This window comes from Kitasatospora sp. NPDC092948, from assembly GCF_044754805.1.
Lineage (GTDB): Bacteria > Actinomycetota > Actinomycetes > Streptomycetales > Streptomycetaceae > Kitasatospora.
The window spans coordinates 45,708-72,047 of record NZ_JBIVPU010000021.1 but is presented as its reverse complement, the minus strand read 5'-3'; the positions used below and the strand labels follow the sequence as shown (position 1 = coordinate 72,047).

Sequence of the window (26,340 nt, the reverse complement as noted above, 5' to 3'; positions counted from 1 at the left end):
AGCCGTCCGGCCGTGAGTCAGACGCGTTCGAGGCTCTGTACGAGGACCGCGACCGCAAGGCGTTCACCACCGGGATGTGGTGGACGTGGGCGCCGAGCGACAGCGGAGCGCAGGCGTTGTGCCCGCCCCCGTACCGGACTCCGCGCCCGGCGCGCACCGCAGAGCGCCCTGCCGGGCGGCCGATCACGGCGGTAGGTTCGCGCGCATGAGACTCTCCCTCCTCGCGGCCGGCGCGGTCGCCGTGGCGCTTCTCCCGGCCGCTGCCGCTGCGGCGGCCCCCGCCGCACCCTCCACGGTCCGGGCGCCGGTCTCGGCGGGCCAGTGCCAGGGCCACCTGGACGGCGGAACCTACTGCGGCTATGACCGGAGCAACGCCTATACCGAGCGGGGCGATGCCGGCGCGAGGGTGAAGGAGCTGCAGTCGCTGCTGAACTACCACGGCTACTCAGTGGGAGTCGACGGCTACTTCGGAGCCTCCACCGAAGATGCCGTGAAGCGTTTCCAGTCCCACGAGCACCTCACCGTCGACGGCAAGGTCGGCGAGCAGACCTGGGGCTACCTGAGGGTCTGACAGGAGCCGCCCGCTCCCCCGCCACAGGCAGGACGCGCCTCAAACACCAGCCGGCCAGCGAGGTCACCGTCCACCGCGGGACCGTCGCAATTCCCTGACACGCCAAGGCACACCAGTGCTATGTTCCCGGTCGCGGATCGAATCGCAGGTGCTGGGCCCGGGGGCTGGGGGCTGGGGTGGCTTTGCTGGAAGCGCTGATCACGACCGTTACCGGTGCCGCCTCGGCGACCGTGGGCGTACTGGTGGGTGGCATCGTCACCAGACGAGGTCAGGACCATCAGTGGTCGCGGGATCAGCAACTGGTTGCCTACCAGGAACTGCTCAGCCACTACGCCAAGTTCACCATGGTGATCAAGCGCGCACACGCCGATCGGCACAGCTGGGACTACGACTGGGCCGAGTGGAGCGCCGTTCTGACGCGGGTCAGCTTGATCGCCCCCGCAGAAGTCGCTGGCGAGATCGACAGCTTCGGTCGGTCGGTCGACCGTTTCTTGGACCGCGTCGCGCGAGAGGTCGATCCGGTTCGTACACCCCTCGGCGAGGACGAGTTTCGCGCCGCCGGCGTGGAGGTGGCTCAGGCGCAGATACGGCTGGTCAATGCGATGCGGCGGTCCCTGGGTGATGGACGGAAGCCGCTGACCTTCTGGATCGGCGGGTCGCATGCCGGCCTGGCCACTCACGGGCCGTTGGAACAACCACAGCCACTCCGCGACGACCGCGAGGGCGACCTGACCTCGTAGCGGACTCGCGGTACACCTTGGGTGCGCCACGACGGTGGTCCGCAGGCCGGGCGGGCCGGGGCAGGCGGGATCTGCGATCCGGTGGCCGGGCCGTCAAGTCCGCCGCTCCGCCTCGGGCTGCGTTGTCCGTCTCTCCGGCCGATCCGGTGGACGACCGCGAGAACGTCGGGCACCGCCGCCAACCGTACAGCGGTGCCCGGCACGGAATATGACGATCAATCAGGATGACTTGACCAACTCGGGCTTGGGCCTGACGGTGACGGGGACGCCACGTCGGCGGTGCTGGTCGGCCCAGGCGGTGAGGGCCTGGCGGCAGGCCGCGTCGAGGTGGGTGAGGGCGGACAGGTCGAGCTCCACGGGGCCGGTCGGGGTGACGTCCTCCAACCGGTCGACCAGGGTGGGGAGTTTGACGAAGGTGGCGTTCCCGTGCACCCGCACCACCGTGCCGGCGGCGGACTGCTCGACGTGCAGCCGGATGTGGGTGACGTCCCAGGCGGTCTTGGCGAGCGCGGCGACCAGTCCGATCGCCACGCCTTCCAGCAGGTTGGTGGTGACGATGCCCATCGCGGTGGCGAGCAGCACCAGCGCCTCGGACCGGTCCGCACGCCACAACCGCAACCGGGCCCGCGGCGCGACCAGTTTGCCGCCCGCGTGCACCAGCAGACCGGCCAGCGCGGCCAGCGGCACCAGGTGCAGCAGCCCCGGCAGGGCCAGCGCGAACAGCAGCAGCCACACGCCGTGCAGGATCCGCGAAGCCTTGGTGCGGGCCCCGGCCTGCACGTTGGCGGCGCTGCGGACGATCACTGCGGTCATCGGCAACGCGCCGAGCGCTCCCGCCACCGCGTTGCCAATGCCCTGGGCGAGCAGTTCCCGGTTGTAGGCGGTGCGGGGACCGGCATGCATGTGGTCGACGGCGGACGCGCTGAACAGGCTCTCCGCGGACGCGATCAGCGCGAACGCCAGCACGGTGCCCCACGCCTCGGGCCGCAGCAGCAGCGCCAACTGCTCGACGCCGGGCGGCTGCAGGGTGTCGAGCAGGCCGTCGACCCGGACGGTCGGCACCGGCAGGTGCAGCAGCCGGACGACAGCCGCAGCGAGCACCACGGCCACCAGCGGCCCGGGCAGCAGCGCGAGCCGACGCGGCACGTACTTCCACAGCACCAGCACCGCAACCACCCCCGCACCGACGGCAAGTGACGCCCGGCCGGCCGCGGAGTCGACCGCCCGGACGGCAGCCGCAGGAAGCCCGGCCAGGTCGGAAAGCGCTTTCCCGTTGGCCTTGCGCCCCAACAGCACATAGCCCTGCGAGGCGATCAGCACAATGCCGATCCCGGTGAGCATCCCCTCCACCACGGCGGCGGAGACAGCACGGAACCAGCGCCCGAGGCGGAGCAGCGCAAGCACCACCTGCACCAGGCCGGCAGTCAGCACCAGCATGCCGAGCGCGGGCAGCCCATAGGCGGTAACGGCGGAGTGGACCAGCACGGTCATCCCGGCAGCGGGCCCGCTGACCTGCAGGCTGCTGCCGGGCAGCGCGCCGGCCACCAGGCCGCCGACGATGCCGGTGACCAGACCGAGTTCGGCAGGCGCGCCGGAGGCGACGGAGACGCCGACGCAGAGCGGGACCGCGACGAGGAAGACAGTGATCGAGGCAGGCAGATCGGTGCGCAGCACAGCGCGCACCCGGGCGGGGTTCCAGGGCATGACGGGTCCTCGGACGTAGGAGCGACGGGGACTTCCGATGGATGGCGCGGGGGCACGTCCGGCACGCGGACGCTCCGTTGGGCGGCCGGGGATGGACGTGCGGTGCATGGAGGAGGCAGGGCGGGGCATTGTCCGGGGCGGGGCGTTCGCCGGGGCGGGGCGTTCGCCGGGGCGGCGCAGAACCAGGCAGGGCAGTAGCGACAACGGGCGGGCGTCAGGGCCGGGCGCAGGCCCCGGCCCGCCGAGACGGGTGCTCGGGCGGTCGGACACGAGGGGCACGAGACCGACGGCGGTCCGGGCCGCGCGACGCGGCACAGGCGGAAGGGCGTTGAGGACGGGCCGTCGAAAGCGGGCCGTTGAGAGCGGGCCGTTGAGGGCGGGCCCTCACGGACAGAGCGTCAGGGACGGGCGTACAAGGCCCAGGTCCAGTGCCGTGATCCTGGCACGAAGGGGAGGCACGGAGGGGACGAGCGGTCGGGCGCAGAGTCGGGGACCGGGTGGCAACCGCGCAGGACGGCACAGCACAGCAGAACGGGTGTCGATGACGGGCACCAGGACCGCGCGGGCTCCGGCTCGGCAGCACCCGGTATCTCGGGGCCGACGATCGGGCCGAGGACGCATGCCCGGGCATCATGGCGGCGATCCGCACAACGCAGCACGGCAAGAGACGCCTCAGTTACGGAGCATCAGGTCCGGGCGCAGCAGTTCGGGCTCATCGGGCTCAGCAGCGGTACGCCTGGAGTTCGGCGAGCCCGGCCGGGACGGCCGGTGCGGGTCGGTCGGCGGTATCGGGCGGTGTGCGCGGGGCCGTTGAGCGGTACGCGCGAACCGCCGCCTGAGCTGCCATCCGGGCCGCCCGGGACGTTCGGGACGTTCGGGCTGTCCTGGCTGTCCGGGCGTCGCGGCGAAGGGGTGTGACGGGAGCGCTGAAGCCGCGTTCGACGCCGCCCGGCTCCTCCTCCGCCGCGCGGCCCGCGCCGCCGATCGCCAGGGCGGAAGTCGCGCCAGCGCCATCGGTCGTGGAGCCGTCCGTCGCAGCGCCATCGGTCGCGGCGCTGTTCGTCGCCATGCCGGCCGCGGCGGATCCAGGGATCGCCCCGGGGCCGTCCGCGAACCGATCGGCCGTCAGTCCGGGGAGCAGCGTCACGATCACGGCTGCTATCGCGACCACGGCCGCGAGCAGGACGGTGGTCGGTGCGGCGAGCAGCAGCCGTCTCGGCTGCCCGGCTCTGCGCATCCCCGCCCTCCCCGGCTCGTGTCCGAACTCGGCTTTCTGCCAACGGACTTGATGTGGCCTCATCGTATCCGGGCGGTCACGGTCGGTGTGTTCCTGTCGGCGGTCTGCCGGGATCTCGGCCACGGGTTTGTCCGGTTCCCGGCCGCGCACAGGCCGCGCACACGCCACGTCCGGGGGCGTCACACCGTCGCACCGCAACAACCGGCCCACTGCTCCCGCAGCCGGCCCGGGCCACCGGCTCACCGGCCACCGACCCACCGATCTGCCGTCCCACCGACTCACCGGCCACCGATCTGCCGACCACCGGCCCCGCCGCAGCATGCCACGAGCGCCGGAAACAGCAGCGGCAGGGCGGTCGGGCCGCTCCTGCCACTCTCAAGCTATAGCGCGGTGGGGGGCTTGTGGCAAGGCCCCGGGGGTGCCGCAGAATGTCCGTCCGACGGCGGGGAAGCGCAGGATGCGAAGTACGCGCCGGTTCTGACGGAAAATCACTTGCTGGGCGATTTCGGAGGGTTGATGATCGACGTGCTGGTGGTCGGCGGCGGGCCGACCGGGCTGATGCTGGCGTGCGAGTTGCGGCTGCACGGGGTGGAGGTGGTGGTTCTTGAGCGGTTGACGGCTCCGACCGGGGAGTCCCGTGGGCAGGGTCTGCATGCGCGCAGTGTGGAGGTGATGGATCAGCGTGGGCTGTTGGAGCGCTTCCGGGCGGTGAGTCGGGAGTTCCGGGTCGGCGGGCTGTTCGGCGGCGTGCTGAAGGACTGGCCGGAGGGCATGGACACCGCCCATCCGTACGGGCTGGCGACGCCGCAGCCGGTGACGGAGCGGCTGTTGGCGGAGCGCGCCGGGGAGTTGGGCGTGGATCTGCGGCGCGGTTGCGAGGTGGTGGGGCTGGCGCAGGACGAGGAGGGTGTCGAGGTCGAACTCGCGGGCGGCTCCCGGCTGCGGGCGCGCTGGCTGGTGGGCTGCGACGGCGGGCGCAGCACGGTGCGCCGGCTGGCGGGCGTGGCGTTCCCCGGCGAGGCGGCGACGGTGGAGACGTTGTTGGGGCAGATGTCGGCAACGGAGGATCCGGAGCGGATCGCCGAGGTGGTGGCGCGGGTGCAGCGCACCCAGTTGCGGTTCGGCCTGCACCCGGAGGGCGATGGGCAGTACCGGGTGCTGGTGCCGGCCGAGGGTGTGTCGGAGGATCGGGCGGCGCCGACGCTGGAGGATTTCCGGCGGCAGTTGCGCGCGGTGGCGGGCACCGACTTCGGTGTGCACTCGCCGCGTTGGCTGTCCCGGTTCGGCGACGCGACGCGGCAGGCGGAGCGGTACCGGGTGGGCCGGGTGCTGCTGGCGGGCGATGCCGCGCACATTCACCCGCCGACGGGCGGCCAGGGTCTCAACATGGGTGTGCAGGACGCGTTCAACCTGGGATGGAAGCTCGCGGCGGAGGTCGACGGTTGGGCGCCGGCCGGCCTGTTGGACAGCTACCACGCGGAGCGTCACCCGGTGGGTGCGTCCGTGCTGGCCAACACCCGGGCGCAGATCACGCTGCTCGGCGCCGATCCGGGCCCGGCGGCGCTGCGCGACCTGTTCGCCCGCCTGATGGATTTCCCCGAGGTGAACCGTCACATCACGGGCATCATCACGGCGTTGGACCTCCGCTACGACTTCGGCGACGGCCCGGACGAACTCGGCCGCCACCAGCGGGACGTCGTCCTCACCGACGGCCGTCTCTACGACCGGATGCACACCGCCCGCGGCCTCCTGCTGGACCGGACGGGCCTGCTGTCCACCGACCGCTGGTCCGACCGCGTCGACCACCTGGTCGACCCGTGCCCGGAGCTCGCCGCCCCGGCCGTCCTCATCCGCCCGGACGGATATGTGGCCTGGCTCGGCGACGACCAGGCGGAGCTGACCGCCGCCCTGACTCGCTGGTTCGGCACCCCGCAGCCCCAACTCCCCTGACACACCACCGGTTTCCACGGCTCATCGGAACGTTGCCGTCACACCCGGGGGACCCTGCCCGCCCCCACGCCGGACGCGACACAAGCACAAGCACACGCACACGCACATAGGCGCAGGGCGGCGCGCTGCCGGAAACCGTCAACGTCAAACCTCGACCGAGGCTACGACGGCGCGCCGCCAAGTCCCGCCTGCCGATGCCGGCCGGTCTTAAACGAGTGCGAGAGTCCCGGTCCCGGTGATACAAGATCTGCGTGACTGAGCACCTTCATTTTCCCACCCTGCTGCGGATGATCGACGAGCGGTCGGCCGCGTTCCGCGCCGCTGTCGCCGCGGCCCCCAGCCTCGACGCCGACGTCCCGTCCTGCCCGGGCTGGACGCTGTACGACCTGGCGAACCACCTCAGTGAGGGGGACCGCTTCTGGGCCTACATCGTGCTGAACACCGCGCCGGGCGACGAGCGGCCGAGCAAGGACGGGCTGGCGGCGCCCAGGGAGCGGGCAGCCCTCATAACCTGGCTGGCCGACTCGACGGAGCAGCTGCTCACCGCTCTGCGCGAGGCCGGCCCGGAGCGGGGCTGCTGGGCCTGGTGGGAGCCGCTGGCCTCGCCGCACACGGTGGCCGCCGTGGCCCGCCGCCGCGTCCCGGAGTCGCTGATCCACACCTATGACGCCCAGTTGGCCTCCGGCACCCCGCAGGAGCTGCCGACGATCGAGGCGGTCGACGCCATCGACGAATTCCTGGCCACCGCCTGCACCGTCACGGTCCCGTGGCCGGGCGAGCCCGCCACCATGGACTACCACGCAGCCGGGGCCGGCTCCTGGCGGCAGACGGTGGACGCCGCCGGTTCCCGCTTCACCCGCCTCACCGCGGCGGAGGCCGCCGAGGGCAAGCCCACCGCCGCCATCCACGGCACGCCCAGCGAGATGGCCCTGCTCATGTACATGCGCATCCCGGCCGGCTCGCTGCGGCTGGAGGGCGACGCCGATCTGCTCCAGCGGTTGCAGGACTGGGACTGAAACACCGCATCCTGCACGCCGGAACACGATGGTTCGCGACCTGAGCGGGCTCGCGAGGACGACCGGCCGCGCCCGTAGTGCACGACGGCGTGGCCGAGGTGGTGCTCCGTCGTTCACAGCACGAAGACGACCTCGCCGATCAGCATGCCGACCGAGGTGGCGGCCTGCGGGACGCCGGTCTGCCGGGGGCTGAACCCGCGGTGCGCGCTGTACGGGATGAGCAGGCTGCCCGCTGCGGCCAGGCGGGCGGCGGGCAGGCACTGCACCATGATCAGCTCGAGTACGCCGCGGTCGGCGACCAACGCCGCGTTGCCCGCAGGGTCCGACGCACGATCGACCCGCAGCCCGTCGCCGACGCGCTCGGGCGGGGCACCCGGGCGGGCGACAGGAACAGCCGGCTGATCGCCGCGGCGACCAGGTGCGCCCCGGCGGTGACCAGCATCGCGCGCTCCATCCCCAGCCAGACCACCGGCGTCCCGCCGGCGGCCATGCCCACCAGCTTCGCGGGGACCGCGACGATGTAGGACAGCGAGCGCCCGAGGACGTAGGTGTCGCCGGTGAGGGCTTCCACGAGGACCCTGGCCGTGGCCCCGGTGGTGACCGGGGTCAGACAGGCCACGGCGGCGACCAGGACCAGGCCGGCTGCGATCGGGAGGTTCCCGAACGCGAGCAGCAGCCGACCGCGCAGTGGAGGGCGTAGCCGGTGCTGTGAGGGTGCGCGGGGCGAACCGGTCCGCCATCGCGGCGAGGAACAGGCCGCCGGCCGCCGGCGGCGGGAAGTCGGGGGACCTCCTCGCCCTGCCAGCCGGCCGAATGTGACAGGACCGGCCCCGGACCGTCAGCCTACGGGTATGACTCTTCCGGGAGCCCAGGTCGGCGGCTTCACCGCGCCCGAGGTGTTCGCCACCCTTGAGACCGCCTGCCGTCGCGCCGGCGTCGACTCGCACGATGCCGAACTGCTGCGCGGCCACACCAACGCTGTCTACCGCGAAATGGCCGCTCGCACCGGTGACGGCGTGGCCACCACCCGAACGCGGTGGTGGCCACGCCGACCTATGCAACGCGGTGCGGATCAGAGGCAGACAGCGGAGGTCACCAGGTCGCCGAACGCCGTGGCTTCCGGGACGGCGTGCTCAGCAACGACCAGGCTGCAGCCCTTTGTGGCTTGAACAGTGGTGCCGGCCGGGGAGGTTGCAGCCCCGGTGGTGGGCGCGGCGACCAAGCCGATCAGGGAGGCAGCGCCCAGGGCCGCGCCGGTGGCGGCGATCCGGTTGACCTTGATCTGAGTGGTGTGCTTCATGTTGTCCGGGTTCTCCGTTTCTCATGTCGCCGGCAGTGCCGGGCTCAGATGTTGCGGACCTTCCCGAGCCGTCCGGGGCCGTGGACAACGACGTTCACAGCGCCCGGCAAGCGCAGACCGTCGGCGATCTGCCGTTGGGCTCGGGCTGCTTTCTCCGGCCAGACGAGCGGGTCCTGACGCAGCTCCACGTGAAGTTCGACGCCGTCGTCGGTGCGCTCCAGACGGACGCGCGGGCTGCCGACCTCGTCCTGGGAGAAGATCTTCATGGGCTGTGGTGGTGGAGTGGGGTGGAATCGGTGGACATCGGGGTGATCGGCAACGGCCGAGTAGACATCGGCGGGGCAGACCAGCTCTCCCCCGGCCGCGACGACCGAGTGCTGCTCCCGGCCCAGTGGCCGGAAGCCGTGCTCGCCCCACTTCGGACACGGCTCGGGCGCAAGCAGGGCCAGGTCGCCGGGGTAGTACCGTAGGCGCGGCTCCAACTGCACGTAGGGGTGGAAGGCCGTGACGGCGAGTCGACCGCGCCCACCGGGCTGCACCGGTGACCGGTCGTCATCCATGGGCAGCACCTCGGCCAGGCCGGTAGGCGGCATGTGATGGTAGGTGCAGGTCGGGCAGGTGACGGCGTTGCAGACCCGCAGCTCGGAGAATCCGTAGACGCACCGGATCTCCGCACCCCACCAGCGTTCGAGCCGATCGCGCCAGCCCGGGGAGAGGAGGTTGCGGCCCACGGTGATGACCTTGATGCCGAGATCGTCCAGCCGTCCGCGCCGCTCCATCAGATAGAGCGTCAGCTCCTTTACTCTGAACAACGTTCCCTCAAGGCCGGTGACTCTACTGAGGGACGAGTAGGGCTCGGTGCGGCGTTCGAGCATCAGAGCAACGTGCTCGTACTGAGCCGCGGTGACCAACGGCTGCGGCACGACGCCATTGGTGAATCCGCCGAAGGCGGCTGAGCCGTGGTTGGTGCTCGTGAATGACAGCGTCAACCCTTCACTCGCCCTGCTCGCTTGGAGCCTGTCCAACTCCGCGTGCTCCTTCGGCGTGCTCAAGAACGCGGTCGGCTCCCCGGTGGTGCCGCTCGTATAGCCGAGGACCGCATCAAGCACAGGTCAGCCAGGGCACGGCCGTCCATGGCGGCGATGTGCGAGACACAGACCACTGCCCCGGTGTAGCGCTGACCATCGACGGCGTTCACATGCTGCTCGGCGCAGCGCCCTGTCCGCTGTGATCGCGGTGCACGACTCCACCGTGGACCCGGCAGCTCGCCGACGCGCTACTCGGACACGCCATAGCGGAAGCCGACCGTCACCGTGCAGCAGCTGCAACCGGTAAGACGTATGTCGGTCGTAGACCACCGTGTCAGGCGTGTGTGCTCTGCCGCACGGCACCGCCGCCCGATCGCTGAGCACCGCCGCAATCGACACGTCGGGGTGACCCTTTCACCATTTCTCGACAACTTCGTTGAGTCACAAAGGGGTTGTTTCATCGGTTCGCAGAATTGTCGGGCCGTGCCCGACTTCACCAGGTGCCCCACCCCGTAGGAGGAAGCGCCATGTCCACCACGTTCACGCAGCCCACGGCCGCTCTGCCGTCCGAGGCGGTCGAGCTGGAGCTGGACGTCAGCATCGTCACGGCCGGCCCGGTGGCGGCGGCTCTGCTGTCGTCCACCGACGACGGCTGTGACACCGTCAAGGGCAGCGACTGCTGACACCGCCCCGACCCGGCGCGCCCGGGGCCTGCGCTGCGACTGTTCGCGCCGGCCGTCGGGCATCCATGAGCAGTTCTCGGCGAAGGCGACGGAGGGCAGGCGAAGATGGCGGGGGCCGCGCGCGTGCCGTACTACCGGCCGCTGTCGGCGGCGGTGCGGCGGGCGAGCGCGTGGGCCACGCGGACGCAGCTTCCTCCGTGGCCGGGAGATGCTGCCGACGCCGGCTCGTGGCGAGCCTGGATCGCCCGGCTCTGGGCCGTGCACGAGTTCCGTGACGCCGGCTCACTGGTGAGCCCAGCCCTGGCCGACCGAGTCGGGCACGCGCCGGCACCGTCGCCGTTCACCGTGGCTCGACTTCACCGCACCGGCATCTCTGTGGCCCGGCAACTGATCCGTGCGACGACGAGGGCCACCCCGTTCGGTGTCTTCGCGAGTGCCGGACCGGTCCGCTTCGACGACAGGCGGTGAGCTTCGCGGCGGCATCGCTCAGCACGGCGGGTTTGGTCCCGTCGAAGGAGACGGTGTGGCTGACGTGCTGTCCCCGCCAATTGTCGCCCCGGCTCAGTCCATGGTCGGCCAGTCCCAGCCGAGCTGGATGAACATGCCGAGGCGGTCGCTGACCGCGCGGATCTCGACGATCTGCCCGGCGCGGACGGTGAAGATCCAGATCTGCTCGATGTCGCAGCGACGGTTGGTCGGTTCGGGCATCCGGGCGTGGAAGCCCGTGTGCACCCCGGCCACCCGCAGGCGGGCCACGACCTCGTCGTCCTCGGCTATGAGCTGCTGGATGTGGAAGCCGTCACCCTCGGCCTCGGTGCTGAAGGCGGCCAGCTGGAGACGGAAGCCCTCGATGGCCGCGCCCGGGGCGTCCTCCTCGCCGAAGATGATCTTGTTGTGGTCGATCACCGACGGGGAGAGCAGCTGCACCCAACCCTCGCCGGAGCGGTTGTTGAGCGCGGCGACGAAGTCGCGGATGACCTGCTTGTTGGCGGCGGTCGACATGGTGATCCCCCTGTTGCGGCCGTTTCTTACGCGGTAAGTTTTGCCGAGCGGGAGTGTTCTCTTACCGTGTAAGAAAGTCAAGCCCGTCCGGGCGAGGAGGAGCAGGCATGGCACAGCGGCAGGCGGCCCGGCGCGGCCGCGGCGAGCGGGTGGGGCTGAGCAGGCAGCAGATCCTCGACGCGGCGCTCGGCCTGGTGGACCGGGACGGGCTCAAGGGCCTGACGATGCGCTCGCTCGGCGAGGAGCTGGGCGTGGAGGCGATGACGCTCTACCACTACGTGCCGAACAAGGACGCCCTGCTCGACGGCCTGGTGGAGCAGGTGTTCACAGCCGCTGCCCCTGCCATGGACGGCTCGGCCGACTGGCGGGCGGCCCTGCGCGCGTACGCCACCGCCCTGCGCGAGGGCCTGCTGAGGCACCCGGCCGTGCTCCCGCTCGCCACCTCCCGGCCCGCCGTCACCCCGGCGACCCTCGACGACATCGAGGCGCTCCTGCGCCTGCTTACGGCGGGTGGCTTTCCGCTGGGCCGGGCGCTGCACGCGCTCAACTCCCTCGCGGTGTTCGTGATCGGCCACGCCACGGCGGAGTCCCTGATCATGGTCGGCGCCGAGGAGGCGGGCGGCGCCGACTGGCTGGCCGCACTGGAGGCGGAGCGGTACCCGCTGCTGATCCGCGCCGCGAGCGAGGGCGTCGGCACGGACGACGGCGAGCGGTTCGCGTTCGCGCTCGAAGCCCTGCTGCTCGGCTTCGAGGCGTTGCGCTAGCTGGAGACACCTCGAACTTGCCGCCGCCCATCATGTCAATCGCCGACCAGCGGTCTGCCGGGCGCCGTCGAGCTCGAGCTGAGTGATGCTGGGCACGGTCGCCTGTCTCCTCATCTCCTCGGAACCGGTGGCCGGCGCCGGCCCTGGGAGGTCGCCTTGCCGGACTTCACCAGGATCTGCGGCTTGCGGTCGGCGACGTAGCGGCGGACCTGCTGGTAGGAGACATCGGCACCGCGCTCCTCGACCAGGCGGTGGAAGGCCCGGGTGGCCGTGTGCCGTTGCCTGCGCGGCGTGTCCAGGTCGGCCCGCAGGGTCCCGTCGACCACCGCCTTGTACGGGTCCATCGCGCTCGACCGAGGCGGGAGCTTCTTCCGCGGCTCCGGCCAGACCGACCCCGGACCTACTGGACGATCTCGGACCACTGCCCGACGTCATCACCGTCCACCTGGACGCCGGTGACGACTCGGACAAGACCCGCACCGAACTCGCCGCCCGCCACCTGCACGGCCGCATCGCGCACAAGGGCGAGAAGGCACCGATCCAAGCCGGTCAGCGGTGGTACGTCGAGCGCACTCACGCCTGGCAGAACGCCTTCCACCGCCTCGCCCGCTGCTACGAACGCCGCAGAACCGTCGTCAACGCCTTCTTCGACCTCGCCGACACGATCATCACGGTCAGCAGTCTCATCCGCCGAGCCTGGACCACTCACCGCTGGGACAGGCGACCAAACCGCCGCCGATGAGCACACCCGTTTGCGGGAGCTCCTACTCCACGTCAGCCACGGCGCAGGCGATGTTGTCCGGGGCCCCTGCGCGGCGGGCGAGGGTGACCAGATCGCGGACCGCCACGTCCGGGTCGTCCGCGGCGACCAGCGCCGCGCGGATGTCCGGGTCGGGCAGCACGACCGAGAGGCCGTCGGAGCAGAGCAGGTAGCGGTCCCCCGCCCGGCTCTCGCGCAGCGACAGATCGGCGTCGCTGCCCTCCCGGCCGTCCAGCGCACGCGTGAGCAGCGAACGCTGCGGATGCGCCGCCGCCTCGCCCTCCGTGAGGCGGCCCTCGTCGATCAGGGTGCGCACGAGGGAGTGGTCGGTGGTGATGCGGAACAGTTCGCCGGCGCGCAACAGGTAGGCGCGGGAGTCGCCGACGTGGGCGAGGGTGAGCTCGGAGCCGGTCCACAGCAGTGCGGTGAGCGTCGAGCCGGAGGCGCCCAGCTCCGCCATGCGGCGGTTCGCCGCGGCCACCGACTCCGCGAGAGCGGTGCGCACGTCGGCGGCCGGCCGGTCCGTCAGGGCCTTCAGCGCGTCGACGGCCAGGACGCTGGCCCGCGCGCCGTCCGGGCCGAATCCGTCGGCAACGGCCAGCAGGCCGGGGCCGGCGTAGGCAGTGTCCTGGTTGGTCTCGCGGACCAGGCCGGTGTCCGACGCGGCGGCGGAGCGCAGGGTGAACGATGCAGTGGTCATGTTCGCGGGGTCCTTCCCGTTCAGGTGGTCCGCGAGGAAGAGGGCCAGCCGGCGCCGGGACTCGGTGTCGTGCTCGACCTGCGCCCAGTAGACGGTGACCGCGGCCGCCGCCGCGGCGGGCGGCAGCGCGCAGACCGCGGTGATCCGGGCCAGCGGCATGCCGATCAGTCGCAGCCACGAGACGAGCCGGGCCTGTTCCAACTGGGCCGGTTCGTAGTACCGGTAGCCGGACGCCGGGTCGACCTGCGCCGGGCGCAGCAGGCCGAGCTCGTCGTAGAGCCGCAGCGCCTTGGGCGTGAGCTCGGCCCGGCGCGCGAACGCCCCGATGGTCAGCAACTCCGCCACGTCCCCTCCTCCTCGCACCGGACCCGTCGTGAGCCCGGTGCCCCTGATGCTGGGCCTTGCCCCAGGGTGAGGGTCAACGGCCTGCGGCGAAGTCGAGCCGGACCACTGACCGATTCTCGCGCCGACGCCGCACCTCCCGAGAACCGGCCTGGCGGAACATGCCGAGGGTGCCGTGCAGAGCGACGCGGCGCCGCCGCACTCGCCGCCTGTCTGCGCGAGCTCTGAGCCACGGTATGAGCTGACGCAGCGGTGCGGGCGGGCGGGCGATGACGGTCGGATCCGGGATTTCCTGCGCTCGCTCATGCCGTACCGCAACACGCCCAAGCCCGCCGACCGGCCACTTGCTCCCAGAGCCACTCGTCCGAGCGATGCCAAAAGCCTCGATCAGTCACAGACCGCACTCTCAGAGTTGGCGGACCCGGGCTCCTCGGCCTGGCGGACGGCCGCGTTGCGGTACCGAATCGCATGCTCGTGCGAGCATCGCGGCCACCTGCGCGTAGCCGGAACCCGGCGCACGCCACTGACGCAACGTCAGTCCAGGTCGGCAAGAGTCGGCATTGATCCGAGTGCACCCTCGCGAATCCGCCGATACCTGAGAACCCGGCACCTCGCACACCGGGCTCCGCCGGCGCGTCAGGCACGCACTGCTGCTTGCCCATTCGTTCACAGCACACCACGCCCCCCCTTCATCTGCCCCTTCATCCTGCGGATGTTCGACATGGGCCTGCCCGGCAGGTCAGTGCGGCAGTTCGATCGAGAGGGCGTGCCGGAAGACGTCGCGCGGGTCCCAGTGGGCCTTGACGCGTTGCAGGCGTGGGTAGTTGTCCTTGTAGTACAGGGTGTGCCAGGGGACGCCGGAGGTGTTCCACGCCGGGTCGGCGAGGTCGACGTCGGGGTAGTTGATGTAGGACCCGTCGCTCACCTCGCCGGGGACCGGCACCCCGCCGGTGTCCGCGTACACCTCGCGGTACAGCTCGCGCACCCAGCTCAGGTTGGCGCCGTCGTCCTGCTCGTCGGTCCAGACGCTGTGGTAGACGGCCTTCATCACCACGTCCCGCTGGGCCACCGCCGTCGCGTCCGGCCGCACCGCGCGGACTCGGCCGCCGTAGCCGACGATCAGCATCCCGCAAGCGGCGTTTCCGGTTCCGTTCGTCAAGTGCCGGTAGATGGTGGACAGTTGGGTGTTGGTGAAGGAGCGTTTCAGGTAGCCTGCCTTGCCTTTGTAGCGGCGGGTGACGATGTTGCCGGACTCGCCGTTGCCGGGCCAGGTCATCACGTACAGCCAGGGCGCGGTGGCGCTGCCGCCGTCCGGGTCGAGGCCGGTTCCGGCGTTCACGTGGGCGACGAACTCCTCGACCAGGTCGGCGGCGTGCGGGACGCCGGCGTCGATCTGGACCACCATGGAGAAGGTGCCGGCGTCCTGGTGGGCGAGCTGGAGGATCGCGTACAGGGCGGTGGAGGGCGAGCCCGGGTCGCTGTGCTGCTCGTGCCAGGTGCAGAAGTTGCGGATCAGGGTGGTGACGGCCTGCTCGGTGGTCTTCGCCGGGTCCCAGGTCCACTCCACCACGGCCTCCAGCATCTCGGCCGGGCCCGGCGGCAGCAGTTTGCTCGGGTCGGGTGGGACTGTCCGGGCCCCCGCGTCGGCGTCGGCCTCGGGCGCGCGCAGCCAGTACCGGGTGACCACGCCGAAGTTGCCGCCGCCACCGCCGGTGTGCGCCCACCACAGCTCCCGGTTGGGGTCGTCCGGCTCACGGGTGGCGACCACCGCGCGGGCGGTGCCGTCGCGGTCGACCACCACCACTTCGACGCCGTACAGGTGGTCCACCACCGAGCCGTACCGCCGGGAGAGCGGGCCGTACCCGCCGCCGACCAGGTGGCCGCCCGCGCCGACCTCCGGGCAGCCGCCGGCCGGGATCGTCACGCCCCAGCCCTTGAACAGCGTCCGGTACACCCGCCCCAGGGTGGCGCCGGGCTGTACCTCGAACGCCCGGCGCGCCGGGTCGTAGCCGACCGCGTCCAGCTGCGACAGGTCGAGCAGCAGCCGGATCTCCGGGTCGGCGGTGAAGTTCTCGAAACAGTGGCCGCCGCTGCGCACCCCGATCCGCCGCCCGTCGCGGACGGCGTCCTGCACGGCCTGCACCACCTGCGCGGTACTGCCGACCACCCGCACCTCGTCCGGGTGCCCGACGAAACGGTGGTTGTCGCCCCTCAGCAGACTGTCGTACCGCGGGTCCCCCGGCCGCACGGCCGCCGGCCCGAACGTCTCCGGATCCCGCGCCCCGCCCGGCGGACCGGCGGCGACATCGGCAGCGGCCGCCGGGCTCCCCGCCTCCGCAGCCGGGCTGCCTGCGGCCACCGCCGGGCTCCCGGCCGCCGCCAGGCCGACCGCGGCGGCGGTCAGCAGGCCGCGACGGTTCAGCTGCACCCCGGGCGTCCGCTGCTGATTCATCGTCATTCCCCGTACGCCGAAGACCGGTTCCGTGCGACCCCACCAGCATGCACACGGATGCCGCCCGCGCCCAGCGTTTCGGTCGGACGTGTCGGCGGGTTCCGCCGCGACGCGGTGCCGCTCTGGCAGGCTACTGAATCGCCGTCCGCACCCCGCCCCCGGAGGAGCCGTGCCCTCGACCGCCGCCGTTCCGCCGCCCTCGCCGCCCCGGCCGATCGGCGCGACCACCGAGGACGGCGACCCGCTGGCCCTCGCGCTCTTCGGGCTGACAGCGGTCAGCGGCCTGATCGACGCCGTCAGCTACCTCGGGCTGTCCCACGTGTTCGCCGCCAACATGACCGGCAACGTGGTCATCATCGGCTTCGCGCTGGCGGGCGCTCCCGGGTTCTCCGTCCTCGGCTCCCTCACCTCGCTCGGCGCGTTCCTGGTCGGCGCGGCCCTCGCCGGACGCCTCACCATCGGCCGCCTGCGGCCGGCGCTCGCCGCCGAGACCGTGCTCCATCTGGCAGCCGCCGCCGTGGCCTTCGCGTTCGGCACCGGCGGCGCGCTCCAGTACGGCGTGATCGCGCTGCTCGCCGTCGCCATGGGCCTGCGCAACGCCACCGTCCGCAGCCTCGGCGTCCCCGACCTCACCACCACCGTCCTGACCATGACCCTCACCGGTCTGGCCGCCGACACCCGCCTGTCCGGCCGCCACTCCCCCCACCAGCGCCGCCGCATCCTCGCCGCCCTCACCATGACCGCCGGCACCGTCCCCGGCGCCCTCCTCGTCCTCCACGGCCGCCTCCCCTGGGCCCTGGTCCTCGCCGCCACCCTCACCGCCGCCACCGCCACGCTCTACCGCGAACCCGCCTGACGGCGCCCGGCCCGCCGCACCGTGCCGGGCAGGTGGCCGGTGGGCCGGTGGGCTGACCGGGAGTTCAGGCCGGCGGCCCCGTCGGCGCGAGGAGGGTGTGCAGGGAACGGTTGTGGCGGCGCAGCCAGGCCCGGTAGGCGGGGTTGACGCTGGCCAGGTCGAGGTAGGCGCGGCAGAGGTCGACCCAGAGGCCGTCGATTGCGGGGCCGCCGACGGTGTCGGGGCGCCAGGTGAGCAGCAGCCGGACGGCGAGGGGGTCGCCGTGGACGGGGCGGAGGACGGTACCGGGGCCGGGCGGCGAGGTGGGTTGGCAGGGGCGGACGGCTTCGCCGGAGGCGACGAGTTCGGCGGCGGTGGCGTTGTCCCGGACCTGGACGACGTGCGGGTCGAGTCCGGCCTCGGCGAAGACCCGGCGCAGGGCGGCGTACTCGTGGTCGGCGGTCGGGTCGACCATCCAGGTGTCGTGGGCGAGGTCGGCGAGGCTGACGACGGGTCGGCCGGCGGCGGGGTGGGTCTCGGCGAGGGCGACGAACTGGGGTTCGCGGGCGACCAGTACCCGCTGTTCTGTGCCGGCCGGCACGTGCAGCGGAAAGCCCTCGCTCTCGTGGACGAAGGCGATGTCGAGCTGTTCGGCGGCGACCAGGTGGATCAGGGCGATGGCCGAGATGTCGATGTGGATGGTGGTGTCGGTCTCCGGCAGCCGGTCGTGGATGCGGCGCAGCCAGGCGGCGACCGCGCGGCTGCCGACGCTGCCGATCCGCAGTCGGCGGCGGCCGGGTCCGACGGCTTCGGCGCGGGCGGCGGCGACCAGGGCGTCCATCTCGGTGATGACGGGTCGGGCCCGGGAGAGGACCGAGTGGCCGAGGGCGGTGGGGCGGGTGCCGGTCTGTTCGCGGATGAACAGCCGTCCGCCGACGGTCCGTTCGATGCGGTGCAGTTGGGTGGTCAGCGACGGCTGGGTCATGCCGAGTCGGCGGGCGGCCTTCCGGACGCTGCCGGTGTCCGCGATCGCGCACAGCACCCGCAGGTGTCGGACGTCGAGCTCCACCACGGGAGCATAGCCAGGCACCCACGATCCGCCAAGAGCATGTCAAGTTCGGACCTGTGGACCGTCAAGTCGAGGGTTGCGCAAGGGTATTGGCCCGGGCTATCGCCGTTTGCCATCTCCGCGCCCGGCCCGCCCGGCCCCAAGCTCGGTGGAACACGTTGTCACCGCGTCCCGGGCGACCTCCCCACGGCCCCGGGACCCGCGAAATGGAGTCCCCACATGAACCGCTCCATGACTGTGCTCGCCGCCGCCCTCGGGCTGGTCCTCGCGGCCGGCACCGCCGCCGTGCCCGCCGCCGCAGCCACCACCCAGGGCTACACGCCGTCCGCGAGCACCGCCGCCAAGTCCTCCGAGGACGCCAACAACAAGGCGTTCTTCGAGGCCGTGATGAAGTCGGCCCGGGCCAAGCAGGCCGCCAACCCCTACCTGCTGACCGTCGCCGTGACGTACGACGCCAGCCAGGCCCCGACCTTCCGCAACGTCATAGCCCAGGCCGCGCAGATCTGGAACTCCTCCGTCAGCTCGGTCCAGCTCCGCTCCGGCAGCAACGCCGACTTCCGCTACTACGAGGGCAACGACTCCCGCGGCTCCTACGCCTCCACCGACGGCCACGGCCGCGGCTACATCTTCCTCGACTACGCGCAGAACCAGCAGTACAGCTCGGTGCGCGTCACCGCCCACGAGACCGGCCACGTGCTCGGCCTGCCCGACCACTACTCCGGCCCGTGCAGCGAGCTGATGTCCGGCGGCGGCCCCGGCACCTCGTGCACCAACCCGTACCCGAACGCCACCGAGCGGAACCAGGTCAACTACCTCTGGGCGTACGGCGTCGCCGTCGCCGGCTGATCCCCGCCCACCCGGAACGCCGAGCCCGCCCCGCGCCGGGCCGGCCCCGGCCACCGCACCGCCGGACCCCCGTCGACCACCCCGTCGGCGGGGGTCGACGGCGCTCACGCCGACTGCGGGGGCGGGCTCGATACCTGGTCAACCATCGTCAACTCGAGCTCTGAGCCAGATAATTGACGATCCATCAGACGGTCCGCCAGATCACCGCCTCGGTGCTCGGCAGCCGGACGGCGAAGCGGCCCGACGGGGATGCCTCGCGGAGCAGGCGGCGCAGGTCGGCCTCGAAGGCGGGGAGTCGGGGGCCGAACAGGTGCGGGGCGGAGGAGGAGAGCGAGAGGACGCCGGCGACGGCGTCGTCCTCGGTGCGCTCCAGGACGGCCCCGCCGGGGACGATCAGGCGTTCGGGGCCCGTGAACCCGGCGCGGGCGAAGATCTCCGACTCGCCGCCCGGGGTGCCGTGCGGCAGCAGGCCGCGCCCGGCCCGGCGGACGGGCCCCAGGTGCGCGCGGACCAGGGCGTCGATCGCGTCCTGCGGCAGCGGCGGATGCGGGAGGCCGGCGGCGGTGCGCGGTTCGGCCTTCCAGTCGGAGAGATGGACGGCCGCGCCGCCGGGGCGGAGCAGCGTGCGGACGGCGTCGGCGACCTGCTCGCGGTCCATCCAGTGGAACGAGTTGCCGAACGTGGCGACGGTGAACGTCCCCAGCCCGGGCGGCAGTTGTTCGGCGCGGGCCTGCAACCAGCGCGCCTTGTCGGCGAGTCCGGCGCGCTCGGCGGTCCGCGCCACCTCGGCGATCATGCCGGCGTCCGGGTCCACGCCGACCACCTCGCCGAAGAGTCCGGCCAGGCCCAGGGCGAGCGTCCCGGGGCCGCATCCGAGGTCCAACAGCCGTCCGGTGCCGTCGAGTCGCAGCGCCCGGGCGAGCGCCTCCGGCAACCCGGGCGCGTACGGGAGCCGGCCGCGCGCGTAGTGCTCGGCGGCGCCTGCGAACAGCGTCTCGTCCCACTCCCAGCCGTCCACCACCCTGTCCGCCTTTCGCTCCGAGGCCGGTCGAACCGCACCGAGGCCGGTCGAGTCGTTCCGGGGCCATGGTCGATTCTGGACCGGCCGACCCGGGACCGCGGCCGGTTCACGGCCGGTTCGCGGCCGGTTCGCGGCCGGTTCGCGGCCGGCCGGCCCGAGGCCGAGGAACGCCACCGCCCGCCGGGCTCGGATCCAGCCATCCTCCAGGCCGAATTGGTCCATACCATTGACGCGATCAATTCAACGTCGGCAGGATCGGCACATCCCGCAACAGAGGCCCCAACACCCCAAGGAGCCCCCATGCTCATCCGCCGTGCCGCAAAGGCCGCATCCGTCCTCGCCCTCGGCGGCGCCCTGACCCTCGGACTGGCCGGCACCGCCTTCGCCGAGCCGATCGCCGATCTGACCGGCATGGGCTGCCCGGGCTCGTACACCAACTTCTACGGCAACGGCGCCTTCATCCAGACGCTGTCGTACACCTTCACCGGCGGCAACGGCTACCGCTACGGCCACTACAACGTGGTGTTCCACAACAGCTTCGGCTACACGGACCAGGGCTACCGCGAGTACCGCTGCTACTGAGCGCGCCCCGCCGCGGTCGGGCGTCAACGCCGCCGAGGGAACGGACGACGGGATCGGCGATGTCCGCACCGATGGCGCATTCCGTGCATAATTATCGCTTCCGGCGCGCCGATATCCGAACAATTCCGCCCCTTTTCGACTGTTTCACCCCGATTTGCGAACGCCGCGAATGAGTCCAGGAGGTGGCCCGCACGAGCCTCCCGATAGGTGGGGGACGTAGTCTGCGGTCATGACAGACGCCGAGCACCTCACTCCCACGGAAGCCTTCGAGATGCTGCTGGCGGGCAACGGCAGGTTCGTTGCCGGCAGCCCGGCGCACCCGAACCAGGACGCCGCCCGCCGCGCCCAGACCGCACCCGCGCAGGCCCCGTTCGCCGTAATGTTCGGCTGTTCGGACTCCCGACTCGCCGCCGAGATCATCTTCGACCAGGGCCTCGGTGACCTGTTCGTGGTCCGCACCGCGGGCCACGTGCTGGGCCCGGAGGTGCTCGGCAGCATCGAGTACGGCGTGAGCCTGCTGGGCACCCCGCTGGTCGTGGTCCTCGGCCACGACTCCTGCGGCGCGGTCGCCGCCACCCGCGAGGCGGTCGCCGCCGGCGCCACCGGCGAGGGCTTCGTCCGCGACGTGATCGAGCGGGTCACCCCGAGCGTCCTCGCCGCGAACGCCGCCGGCCACACCGACAACTCCTACTTCATCGACGAGCACATAAGGCACACCGTGACCCTCCTCATGGAGCGCTCCCGCATCCTCGCCGACGCGGTCGCCGCCGGCCGCACCGCTCTCGTCGGCCTCTCCTACCGCCTCGTCGACGGCACCGCCCACCTGGTCACCACCCGCGGCCTGGACCTCCCGGCCCCCGCCGCCGCCTGACCACCCCGCCGACCCCGCCGACCCCGCCGACCGCAGCCCCGGCCCGCCACCGGCCGGGGCTGCGGCATGTCAGACCGGCCGCAGCACCGCACCGAACTGCACCAGGGCGAGCAGCAGCAACACCGTCCCCGCCTCGATCCACCGATACTTCGCACGGATGATCGCGCTGGTCCCGATCAGCGAGGCCAGCAGCGCCCGCCCCGGATCACGCCCGGACGCCTCGAACTCCCCGCCGAGCCGCTCGACCCCGCCCGCCGCAGTGATGTGCTCGAAATAGCCGGGCGCGTCGACCTGCCGCGCCCGGCCCCGCCGCCGACGCGGAACGATCGCGGCCACGAAGCACCCGACCGCCAGCAGCGCACTCAGCGCCGTCGCCCACCACAGCACCTGCGGCCCGCCGCCCTCGGCGCCCCGGCTCAGCGGGAGGAACGCCCCGAACGCCGCGCCCGTGAAGCCCAGCAGCACCGCGGCCTTCGCATCGGCACGGCTGATCTCCGCACTGTTCGCGGCCGTCAGGCGCTCCATCGCCGCCACCGCCCGCGCACTGCGACCCGCCGCCCCCGGACGTCCCGTCTCCCGCCGTCGGCGCAGTGCCGCCGAGGTCGTCCGGTGCCGGACCGGTAACCGCGTCACCGTGGCACCCCGTTCAGCCGATCGCCGACCGGCCGGCCGTTCGCACCGTTCGCGCTCCTCATGCCATTCGCACCGCTCGCCGTCCAGCCGCCGCCGGGCTCCCCGGCGTACGGCGGGCCGGTGGTCCGACCGGCCGGCCGCCCGGTCGGCGTCGCCGTCGGACCGGGGACCGGGCGGCCCAGCGCGGACAGCCGGTCGCGCAGCAGCAGGGAGAGTTCCTGCTGTTCCTGCGCCGTCAGTTTGCCCAGCAGCAGCGCCAGTTGGTCCTGCCAGGTGGTCTCGCCGCGAATCAGATCGGCGTGGCCGACCGCCCAGTCCAGCACCTGACTGACCTGCTCCGGGTGGCGCACCAGCCAGAGCGCGGCCAGCGAGACGGGGCCCTCCTGGACGGCCTGCTTGCAGAACTCGTACTCCTCCCGGGTGTCGGTCCACGGATACGGCGCACCGCCTTCCGCCGGTTCGCCGAGCCGAAGCTCCTCCGCGTCCTCGCGGGTGAGGATCTCCGTGACACGGAAGGCGAGCCCGTGGTCCGGCAGGCGGCGGGGTCCGCCGAGGTACTGGAGCAGCACGTCGCCGGTGATCCGCTTGCCGACGTTCGCGTACTCGCCGCCGATCACGCCCAGACACCGTTCGAGTTCCTTGCGGACCGGGTGCCAGCCGTACAGGGTCCCGCTGCGAACCACCTGAGCGGGATCGTCCGCCCACCACAGCACCCGGACGTCGGTCGACTCGGTGCCGCGACCGGTCGGCAGGCCGACGGTGCGGGTTCCGCTGCGCTGGTCGAGCTGGACGTGGAACGCCTGGTCGCAGTCGCGCAGCCGCAGGCGGGCGGCCGGTGACCCGGCGTACCTCCCGCCCGCCGGGCCCGGCGCACCCTGCCCAGCCCCGGCCCGGTGGAAGCCCCCGCTGCGGTCGCGCAGCACCAGCGCCCGGTTGCGCGGCGCGGACCAGCTGTGGCGCAGCACCTCCCACCACAACGGGTGCGGTGCCCGGACGTACAGCGGCGGGTCGTGATCAGTGAACATCGGATCCTCCGTACGGGTGTGCGGGGTTGCCGGTGCCAGGAGTTCCCCGACGCCAGCTCTCCAGGGCGTGCCGGGCGATGTGGCGGCCCGCCAGGTCGCCGTCGTAGCGGTCGATCTCGACGAACAGGGCGAGGACGCCGTGCCGCATGTCCTGCGCAAGGGCGGAGAGGAGCGTCTCCACGGCCGGGCGGAGCCGGTCGTCCCACGCCGCGGTGCGGCACCAGGCGAGCACGGAGCGGCAGATGGCGCCGAAGCGAGCCTCGTCGTCGAGGAGTCGGCGGACCAGGTCCAGGGCCGCTGCGGCGTGTTCGGTGCGGTTGGCCAGCTGCTGCTGGAACCAGGACGCGTCCTGGAGCATCAGCTGGGGGAAGACCTGCAGGGCGAGTTCGGCGTCCTGGTCGGAGCCCTGGGCCCAGGCGGTGACGGCCCGGAACACCGGCTCCTGGCTGCCGCCCGTGAAGAGCCCGAACAGCGCCCGACGCACCTCGTTGGCCACACCGGCCTCGTCGCCGTCCTGACCGTGGTAGCTGCGCCTCAGCAGAACGAGCGCCAAGTCCGGGCGGGCCAGGCCGAAGTCGGTCCCGCAGGTCCGCGCGACGGTCCACCGCCGATCCGTGCTGATCAGGTGACTCCACCGGTCCAGACGGTGCTTGACCTCACTCGCGAGCACCGGGTCCTGCGCGGCGATGCCGAACGCATAGGCGGCGGCGCTGCGGCTGTGGGCCCGGTCGGAGCCGCCCAGCTTCTCGATGTGACGCAGCGCCCGGCGGCCGCCGCCCCAGCCCGCGGCCAGGCCCATCACCCGGCCGACCGGCTCGGCCAGGTCGCTGTCCCGCGCGGAGGTGGTGTCCATCCACTCGGTGAGCAGGGCGGACGACCCGCCGTACTGCCGCCACACGTGGCGCAGCACGGTCTCGCCCTGCCGGTGCCGGGTGAAGTGCACGGGTTCGACCGTGTAGGTGAACCCGGAGGCGGTGCGGATCTCCGGCGGTCGGCACTCCGCGCGGACCATCCGGAGCAGTTCGGCGAGCGGGCGGCGCAGCACGAACTTCGGGTTGGGCCGGGTGCTGCGCCCGGTGTCTTCGTCTCCGCCGGTCAGGACGGCGTCGAGTCGCCCGTCGGCCAGCGCGACCAGCCGCACGGCTTCGTCCTGGACAATCCGGTGGTCGAGTCCCTCGAAGACGCTGATGGCCAGTAGGAAGGCCAGTCCGTCGGGGTCGTCGCGAAGCCGGTCGAGCAAGTCCGGGACTTCGTCCTCGGCGAGGTAGCTGAGCCGCTGGCGCAGGGCTTCGAGGTCGGGCCCGCCGGCCCCGCTGCCGACCAGTTCGGCGACCAGCTCGACGACCTGGGCGGGCGTCAGGTCGTCGCCGAGCAGCCGGCGGATCTCCGGTCGGTCCAGTTGTTCGCGGCGCTGCCCGTCCGGGACGGCGGCCGCCAGTCGGGCCTCGAAGACCTCTGCGGGCGCGGGCGGGGTGCAGCGGATCGGTTCGACGTGCAGGTCACGGGTGAGGCTGCGGAGCGTGGTCGGTTCGTTGGGCAGAACGACGACCATGCGCGCGTCGGCGGCCTTGAGCTTGCCGCGCAGATTCGCCAGGACCCCTGGGGTGAACGGGTGTTGGGGCAGCAGTCCGTGCACCAGGTAGCCCCGCACCCCGGCGTGGGCGGGTCGCCAGGAGGACAGGTCCACGCCGCTGTCGAGGGCGCGCAGGTCGAGGCTGTGGCCGCTGTGCCGGTACAGCAGGTTCAGTGCGGCGGTGCGGCGGCCACTGCCGGGCTCGCCGGTGAGGAACAGGACCCGGGTGTCGAGTTCGGTCAACGCGTGCCGGAACCAGGCCGGTTCGGCGAATCCGAACCGCGCTCCGAGGATCTCCTCCGCTGCGATCGGCCCTTCGTGCGCCTCGACCCGGCGGGTTCCCGGGCCGGCCTCGGCGCTGTTGTTCTCCACCCGCTGGCCGCCGTGGACGGCACCGGTGTTGATGTTGCCGTTCGGGGCGTAGATGACGAACGGCCGTCCGTTGCCGAGGAGTTGATCCGTGAACCGGTCGGCGGGATCGTCCTCGTCCTCTTCCGGGAGCGGGACTTCGGCCGGCCGGGACGGACCACCGTCCGCCCCGACGGCCGGGCCGGCGTCGGGCCCGCTCACCGCCGCTTCTCCCGCTTGTCGCCGCGCACGGTGTCGCCCTGGTTCCCGTGCACGGTGCCGGCCTTGTTGCCGCCGACGTAGTCCCCGGCGATGTCGAGGCGGTCCCCACCGACGTAGTCCCCGTCGAACCGGTCGCCGTCGAACCGGTCGCCGCCGGTCCAGTCGCCGCCGACGGTGTCCCGGCCGCTGTTGGTGACGCTCTGACCGCCGTGCACGGTACCGGTGTTGATGATTCCCCGGTCGGCCCGCTGGACGACGCGGGACGGTGCGGACCGGTCCTGCGGGTGGGCGGTGTCCGGGGCGGCGGCGTTCGCGGCGGACCGCGCGGATTCGTGTTCGTCGACGACCCGGTCGCCCAGGATGCGGCGGTCGTAGAGGTTGCCGGAGGGCGCCGGCACGTACAGCCAGGCCCGCTGGTCGAAGGTCTTGCCCTCGACGGTGGCGGGGACTTCGATGAAGTGGTCGGGGTGGCGGCCGGTGTAGCCGGAGGCGACGGCGTCCTGGTAGCAGCGGTCGGAGAGGATCGCGGCGACGTGGGTGATGCTCTCCCTGGAGGCGGCGAGCACGGCCTTGACGGGGCGGGAGTCGAGCAGCCGGTGGGTGTCGTTGCGCGGGGTGCCGTTGCCGTCGAACTCGTCGCCGGTGTCGGGCAGCGGGCCGAGGTGCAGGCTGACCCGCAGCCGGGTGCGGACGGCGCCCACCGAGTGGACGTTGAACTCGGTCAGCACGTCCTGCAGGGTGTGCAGCCAGGGGTGGATGAGGAACGGCATCCAGGCCGGGTCGAAGCCGAAGACGTAGCCGTCGCCGGTGGAGGCGGGGAAGCGCCGGTCGGCCCAGACGTGGGCCAGGTCTGCGCGCTCGAAGGAGCGTTCCAGGAGTTCCGGCACGGCCCGGCTGATCACCCCGTGCTCGATCGCGGCGTGTCCGGTGAAGTCCTTCGCATCGACGGCCACCAGGCCCCGGTAGGGCGGCAGTTGCCGGCTGCGGCTGTGCGGCAGGGCGCTGGCCGGGGGCAGCGGCCGGTCGTACGAACGCATCGGATCGTGCAGGGTCATGACGACACCTC

The 26,340-nt window shown here is 72.3% G+C and carries 27 protein-coding genes and 1 pseudogene; 12 read left to right on the top strand and 16 right to left on the bottom strand.

Annotation, left to right across the window (positions count from 1 at the left end):
* Positions 1 to 205: 205 nt before the first annotated feature.
* Complete coding sequence (locus ACIQF6_RS34510) at positions 206 to 571, top strand: peptidoglycan-binding protein (RefSeq protein WP_400902381.1); 366 nt, start codon at positions 206 to 208, stop codon at positions 569 to 571.
* A 176-nt stretch (positions 572 to 747) separates the two neighbouring features.
* Positions 748 to 1,311 carry a hypothetical protein gene (locus tag ACIQF6_RS34505; protein WP_400902379.1) on the top strand — a complete coding sequence of 188 codons (564 nt, stop codon included), beginning with the start codon at positions 748 to 750 and terminating at the stop codon, positions 1,309 to 1,311.
* A 219-nt stretch (positions 1,312 to 1,530) separates the two neighbouring features.
* Here the strand turns inward: ACIQF6_RS34505 and ACIQF6_RS34500 are convergent, their stop codons facing one another.
* Entirely contained in the window at positions 1,531 to 3,015 is a 1,485-nt protein-coding gene (locus tag ACIQF6_RS34500) for a SulP family inorganic anion transporter (RefSeq protein ID WP_400902376.1), read from the bottom strand.
* A 721-nt stretch (positions 3,016 to 3,736) separates the two neighbouring features.
* Positions 3,737 to 4,375: a hypothetical protein gene (locus ACIQF6_RS34495; protein WP_400902373.1), complete on the bottom strand. Its 639-nt coding sequence runs from the start codon at positions 4,373 to 4,375 to the stop codon at positions 3,737 to 3,739.
* A gap of 393 nt (positions 4,376 to 4,768) precedes the next feature.
* Here ACIQF6_RS34495 and ACIQF6_RS34490 point away from each other — a divergent pair, with 393 nt between their 5' ends.
* Together ACIQF6_RS34490 and ACIQF6_RS34485 are read left to right on the top strand one after the other, a co-directional pair.
* Positions 4,769 to 6,202, top strand: a complete 1,434-nt coding sequence (locus ACIQF6_RS34490; protein ID WP_400902370.1) for an FAD-dependent monooxygenase — start codon at positions 4,769 to 4,771, stop codon at positions 6,200 to 6,202.
* A 251-nt stretch (positions 6,203 to 6,453) separates the two neighbouring features.
* A complete protein-coding gene (locus ACIQF6_RS34485; protein ID WP_400902368.1) occupies positions 6,454 to 7,218 on the top strand; it encodes a maleylpyruvate isomerase family mycothiol-dependent enzyme in 765 nt (254 codons plus the stop codon).
* Positions 7,219 to 7,331: 113 nt separating this feature from the next.
* Here ACIQF6_RS34485 and ACIQF6_RS34480 read toward each other — a convergent pair whose 3' ends face one another.
* The 4 genes from ACIQF6_RS34480 to ACIQF6_RS34465 all read right to left on the bottom strand — a co-directional run bounded on the left by ACIQF6_RS34480 (position 7,332) and on the right by ACIQF6_RS34465 (position 9,627).
* On the bottom strand, positions 7,332 to 7,487 hold the full coding sequence (locus tag ACIQF6_RS34480) for a hypothetical protein (protein ID WP_400902365.1): 156 nt from the start codon (positions 7,485 to 7,487) through the stop codon (positions 7,332 to 7,334).
* Positions 7,488 to 7,489: 2 nt separating this feature from the next.
* Positions 7,490 to 7,789, bottom strand: coding sequence for a hypothetical protein (locus ACIQF6_RS34475; protein WP_400902362.1), 300 nt, complete (start codon positions 7,787 to 7,789; stop codon positions 7,490 to 7,492).
* Between the two features lie 501 nt (positions 7,790 to 8,290).
* Positions 8,291 to 8,518 carry a hypothetical protein gene (locus ACIQF6_RS34470; protein WP_400902359.1) on the bottom strand — a complete coding sequence of 76 codons (228 nt, stop codon included), beginning with the start codon at positions 8,516 to 8,518 and terminating at the stop codon, positions 8,291 to 8,293.
* 44 nt (positions 8,519 to 8,562) lie between these two features.
* Complete coding sequence (locus ACIQF6_RS34465; protein ID WP_400902357.1) at positions 8,563 to 9,627, bottom strand: hypothetical protein; 1,065 nt, start codon at positions 9,625 to 9,627, stop codon at positions 8,563 to 8,565.
* Between the two features lie 446 nt (positions 9,628 to 10,073).
* Here ACIQF6_RS34465 and ACIQF6_RS34460 point away from each other — a divergent pair, with 446 nt between their 5' ends.
* Together ACIQF6_RS34460 and ACIQF6_RS34455 are read left to right on the top strand one after the other, a co-directional pair.
* The gene (locus ACIQF6_RS34460; RefSeq protein WP_400902354.1) at positions 10,074 to 10,229 is read left to right on the top strand and encodes an FxLD family lanthipeptide; all 156 of its coding nucleotides are present in this window, start codon (positions 10,074 to 10,076) and stop codon (positions 10,227 to 10,229) included.
* Positions 10,230 to 10,334: 105 nt separating this feature from the next.
* A complete protein-coding gene (locus ACIQF6_RS34455) occupies positions 10,335 to 10,697 on the top strand; it encodes a lantibiotic dehydratase (RefSeq protein WP_400902352.1) in 363 nt (120 codons plus the stop codon).
* A gap of 93 nt (positions 10,698 to 10,790) precedes the next feature.
* On the opposite strand, the gene ACIQF6_RS34450 is transcribed toward ACIQF6_RS34455, so the two are convergent.
* On the bottom strand, positions 10,791 to 11,231 hold the full coding sequence (locus ACIQF6_RS34450; protein ID WP_400902350.1) for an ester cyclase: 441 nt from the start codon (positions 11,229 to 11,231) through the stop codon (positions 10,791 to 10,793).
* Positions 11,232 to 11,338: 107 nt separating this feature from the next.
* Here ACIQF6_RS34450 and ACIQF6_RS34445 point away from each other — a divergent pair, with 107 nt between their 5' ends.
* Complete coding sequence (locus ACIQF6_RS34445; protein ID WP_400902347.1) at positions 11,339 to 11,995, top strand: TetR/AcrR family transcriptional regulator C-terminal domain-containing protein; 657 nt, start codon at positions 11,339 to 11,341, stop codon at positions 11,993 to 11,995.
* A 110-nt stretch (positions 11,996 to 12,105) separates the two neighbouring features.
* On the opposite strand, the gene ACIQF6_RS34440 is transcribed toward ACIQF6_RS34445, so the two are convergent.
* Positions 12,106 to 12,339: a hypothetical protein gene (locus tag ACIQF6_RS34440; protein ID WP_400902420.1), complete on the bottom strand. Its 234-nt coding sequence runs from the start codon at positions 12,337 to 12,339 to the stop codon at positions 12,106 to 12,108.
* 44 nt (positions 12,340 to 12,383) lie between these two features.
* On the opposite strand from ACIQF6_RS34440, the pseudogene ACIQF6_RS34435 reads away from it, so the two are divergent.
* Positions 12,384 to 12,737: pseudogene (locus tag ACIQF6_RS34435) on the top strand (transposase); the annotation flags it as partial.
* A 22-nt stretch (positions 12,738 to 12,759) separates the two neighbouring features.
* Here the strand turns inward: ACIQF6_RS34435 and ACIQF6_RS34430 are convergent.
* Both ACIQF6_RS34430 and ACIQF6_RS34425 read right to left on the bottom strand, forming a co-directional pair.
* Positions 12,760 to 13,800: a MerR family transcriptional regulator gene (locus ACIQF6_RS34430; protein ID WP_400902345.1), complete on the bottom strand. Its 1,041-nt coding sequence runs from the start codon at positions 13,798 to 13,800 to the stop codon at positions 12,760 to 12,762.
* A gap of 736 nt (positions 13,801 to 14,536) precedes the next feature.
* Entirely contained in the window at positions 14,537 to 16,249 is a 1,713-nt protein-coding gene (locus tag ACIQF6_RS34425; RefSeq protein ID WP_400902342.1) for an FAD-binding oxidoreductase, read from the bottom strand.
* 169 nt (positions 16,250 to 16,418) lie between these two features.
* Here ACIQF6_RS34425 and ACIQF6_RS34420 point away from each other — a divergent pair, with 169 nt between their 5' ends.
* The gene (locus ACIQF6_RS34420; protein WP_400902339.1) at positions 16,419 to 17,105 is read left to right on the top strand and encodes a YoaK family protein; all 687 of its coding nucleotides are present in this window, start codon (positions 16,419 to 16,421) and stop codon (positions 17,103 to 17,105) included.
* Between the two features lie 64 nt (positions 17,106 to 17,169).
* Here ACIQF6_RS34420 and ACIQF6_RS34415 read toward each other — a convergent pair whose 3' ends face one another.
* On the bottom strand, positions 17,170 to 18,156 hold the full coding sequence (locus tag ACIQF6_RS34415; protein ID WP_400902337.1) for a LysR family transcriptional regulator: 987 nt from the start codon (positions 18,154 to 18,156) through the stop codon (positions 17,170 to 17,172).
* Between the two features lie 216 nt (positions 18,157 to 18,372).
* Here ACIQF6_RS34415 and snpA point away from each other — a divergent pair, with 216 nt between their 5' ends.
* Entirely contained in the window at positions 18,373 to 18,999 is a 627-nt protein-coding gene (gene snpA / locus ACIQF6_RS34410) for a snapalysin (protein ID WP_400902335.1), read from the top strand.
* Between the two features lie 184 nt (positions 19,000 to 19,183).
* Here the strand turns inward: snpA and ACIQF6_RS34405 are convergent, their stop codons facing one another.
* Entirely contained in the window at positions 19,184 to 20,020 is an 837-nt protein-coding gene (locus ACIQF6_RS34405; RefSeq protein WP_400902333.1) for a class I SAM-dependent methyltransferase, read from the bottom strand.
* A gap of 300 nt (positions 20,021 to 20,320) precedes the next feature.
* Here ACIQF6_RS34405 and ACIQF6_RS34400 point away from each other — a divergent pair, with 300 nt between their 5' ends.
* Both ACIQF6_RS34400 and ACIQF6_RS34395 read left to right on the top strand, forming a co-directional pair.
* A complete protein-coding gene (locus ACIQF6_RS34400) occupies positions 20,321 to 20,602 on the top strand; it encodes a hypothetical protein (RefSeq protein WP_400902330.1) in 282 nt (93 codons plus the stop codon).
* A gap of 229 nt (positions 20,603 to 20,831) precedes the next feature.
* Positions 20,832 to 21,473, top strand: coding sequence for a carbonic anhydrase (locus ACIQF6_RS34395; RefSeq protein WP_400902327.1), 642 nt, complete (start codon positions 20,832 to 20,834; stop codon positions 21,471 to 21,473).
* Between the two features lie 69 nt (positions 21,474 to 21,542).
* Here ACIQF6_RS34395 and ACIQF6_RS34390 read toward each other — a convergent pair whose 3' ends face one another.
* From ACIQF6_RS34390 to ACIQF6_RS34375, 4 genes are all read right to left on the bottom strand, one after another.
* Positions 21,543 to 21,998: a Pycsar system effector family protein gene (locus ACIQF6_RS34390; protein ID WP_400902324.1), complete on the bottom strand. Its 456-nt coding sequence runs from the start codon at positions 21,996 to 21,998 to the stop codon at positions 21,543 to 21,545.
* A gap of 104 nt (positions 21,999 to 22,102) precedes the next feature.
* The gene (locus ACIQF6_RS34385; RefSeq protein ID WP_400902321.1) at positions 22,103 to 23,131 is read right to left on the bottom strand and encodes a hypothetical protein; all 1,029 of its coding nucleotides are present in this window, start codon (positions 23,129 to 23,131) and stop codon (positions 22,103 to 22,105) included.
* The gene (locus ACIQF6_RS34380) at positions 23,121 to 25,274 is read right to left on the bottom strand and encodes a hypothetical protein (RefSeq protein WP_400902319.1); all 2,154 of its coding nucleotides are present in this window, start codon (positions 25,272 to 25,274) and stop codon (positions 23,121 to 23,123) included. Before ACIQF6_RS34380 ends, ACIQF6_RS34385 begins: the two co-directional genes overlap by 11 nt.
* The gene (locus ACIQF6_RS34375) at positions 25,271 to 26,311 is read right to left on the bottom strand and encodes a hypothetical protein (RefSeq protein ID WP_400902417.1); all 1,041 of its coding nucleotides are present in this window, start codon (positions 26,309 to 26,311) and stop codon (positions 25,271 to 25,273) included. The genes ACIQF6_RS34380 and ACIQF6_RS34375 overlap by 4 nt, the downstream gene beginning before the upstream one ends.
* Positions 26,312 to 26,340 lie beyond the last annotated feature (29 nt).

What these genes read in the sequence shown, in the direction of transcription:
- ACIQF6_RS34510 (WP_400902381.1), top strand. Translation starts at nt 206, where the DNA reads ATGAGACTCTCCCTCCTCGCGGCCGGCGCGGTCGCCGTGGCGCTTCTC.
- ACIQF6_RS34500 (WP_400902376.1), bottom strand. Translation starts at nt 3,015, where the DNA reads ATGCCCTGGAACCCCGCCCGGGTGCGCGCTGTGCTGCGCACCGATCTG.
- ACIQF6_RS34490 (WP_400902370.1), top strand. Translation starts at nt 4,769, where the DNA reads ATGATCGACGTGCTGGTGGTCGGCGGCGGGCCGACCGGGCTGATGCTG.
- ACIQF6_RS34480 (WP_400902365.1), bottom strand. Translation starts at nt 7,487, where the DNA reads ATGGTGCAGTGCCTGCCCGCCGCCCGCCTGGCCGCAGCGGGCAGCCTG.
- ACIQF6_RS34470 (WP_400902359.1), bottom strand. Translation starts at nt 8,518, where the DNA reads ATGAAGCACACCACTCAGATCAAGGTCAACCGGATCGCCGCCACCGGC.
- ACIQF6_RS34460 (WP_400902354.1), top strand. Translation starts at nt 10,074, where the DNA reads ATGTCCACCACGTTCACGCAGCCCACGGCCGCTCTGCCGTCCGAGGCG.
- ACIQF6_RS34455 (WP_400902352.1), top strand. Translation starts at nt 10,335, where the DNA reads ATGGCGGGGGCCGCGCGCGTGCCGTACTACCGGCCGCTGTCGGCGGCG.
- ACIQF6_RS34450 (WP_400902350.1), bottom strand. Translation starts at nt 11,231, where the DNA reads ATGTCGACCGCCGCCAACAAGCAGGTCATCCGCGACTTCGTCGCCGCG.
- ACIQF6_RS34445 (WP_400902347.1), top strand. Translation starts at nt 11,339, where the DNA reads ATGGCACAGCGGCAGGCGGCCCGGCGCGGCCGCGGCGAGCGGGTGGGG.
- ACIQF6_RS34440 (WP_400902420.1), bottom strand. Translation starts at nt 12,339, where the DNA reads ATGGACCCGTACAAGGCGGTGGTCGACGGGACCCTGCGGGCCGACCTG.
- ACIQF6_RS34425 (WP_400902342.1), bottom strand. Translation starts at nt 16,249, where the DNA reads ATGAATCAGCAGCGGACGCCCGGGGTGCAGCTGAACCGTCGCGGCCTG.
- snpA (WP_400902335.1), top strand. Translation starts at nt 18,373, where the DNA reads ATGAACCGCTCCATGACTGTGCTCGCCGCCGCCCTCGGGCTGGTCCTC.
- ACIQF6_RS34400 (WP_400902330.1), top strand. Translation starts at nt 20,321, where the DNA reads ATGCTCATCCGCCGTGCCGCAAAGGCCGCATCCGTCCTCGCCCTCGGC.
- ACIQF6_RS34395 (WP_400902327.1), top strand. Translation starts at nt 20,832, where the DNA reads ATGACAGACGCCGAGCACCTCACTCCCACGGAAGCCTTCGAGATGCTG.
- ACIQF6_RS34390 (WP_400902324.1), bottom strand. Translation starts at nt 21,998, where the DNA reads ATGGAGCGCCTGACGGCCGCGAACAGTGCGGAGATCAGCCGTGCCGAT.
- ACIQF6_RS34385 (WP_400902321.1), bottom strand. Translation starts at nt 23,131, where the DNA reads ATGTTCACTGATCACGACCCGCCGCTGTACGTCCGGGCACCGCACCCG.
- ACIQF6_RS34375 (WP_400902417.1), bottom strand. Translation starts at nt 26,311, where the DNA reads ATGCGTTCGTACGACCGGCCGCTGCCCCCGGCCAGCGCCCTGCCGCAC.